Here is a 1,019-nt window from a genome sequence, read left to right as displayed (position 1 = left end):
TCGGAAATGGGTATAAGAGCCCGCGCCCGGGCCGGGAGGCGGGGCACCGGCTCGGGGCGGCCCGCCTCCCGGCACGGGCGGACGGGGGATCGACCCCCGCTCCGCCGCGGGCGGGGCCGCCGGCCGGGCCGGGGCGGAGCCGGGCCGGGTCGGCGCGGAACTCGACGGCCGGTTCCTGCTGCTGGAGCGCCTGGGAACCGGCGGCATGGGAACGGTGTGGCGCGCCCGGGACACGGTGCTGGAACGCGAGGTCGCGATCAAGGAGGTGCGCCCGCCGGAGGGTGCCCTCGACGCCCCCGGCGCCGCGCGGCTGCGGGAGCGGGTCCTGCGGGAGGCCAGGGCCCTGGCCCGGATCGCCCACCCGAACGTGGTGACGGTGCACCACATCGTCGACCGGGGTCCCTTTCCGTGGATCGTCATGGAACTGCTGCCCGGCCGCACCCTGCGGGACCGGATCGCCGAGGGGCCGGTCCCGGTCCCCGAGGCGGTCCGCCACGGCCTGGGGGTCCTGGCGGCGCTGCGCGCGGCGCACGCGGCGGGAATCCTGCACCGCGACGTCAAGCCCGCCAACGTGCTGCTGCGCCCGGACGGCTCGGCCGTGCTCACCGACTTCGGCATCGCCGCCGTCCACGACGGCCCGGCCCTGACGGTGGACGGGCAGCTCATCGGCTCCCCGGAGTACATGGCCCCCGAACGGGTGCGCGGCGGCGCGGACCTGCCGGCCGGGGACCTGTGGTCGCTGGGGACGCTGCTGTACGAGCTGGTGGAGAACCGCTCGCCGATGCGACGCGGCACGCTCACGGCGACGCTGCTGGCGGTGGTGGAGGACCCCGTCCCGCCCCCGACCCGGGCCGGGCCCCTGGCCCCCGTGCTGGCCGACCTGCTGGTGAGGGACCCGGCCGCGCGCCCGGACGCGGAGCGGGTCGCGGAGGCCCTGCGACGCGCCGAGGAGGGGACCGGGGCGGAGACGTCCACCGGGACGACACCGCGGTTGCCCCCCGCCCCGGTCGCCCCCGGGG

1 protein-coding gene is annotated in these 1,019 nt (G+C 78.6%); it reads left to right on the top strand.

Translation table 11 applies throughout. The features are described from left to right. Positions 1-205: 205 nt before the first annotated feature. A partial coding sequence (locus FOE67_RS26840) for a serine/threonine-protein kinase (protein WP_194444828.1) occupies positions 206-1,019 on the top strand: 814 nt, incomplete at its 3' end.

This window comes from Streptomyces calidiresistens, assembly GCF_014141525.1.
Lineage (GTDB): Bacteria > Actinomycetota > Actinomycetes > Streptomycetales > Streptomycetaceae > Streptomyces > Streptomyces calidiresistens.
Note: the sequence above shows the minus strand (reverse complement) of the source record. Positions and strands in the feature narration are given on the sequence as shown.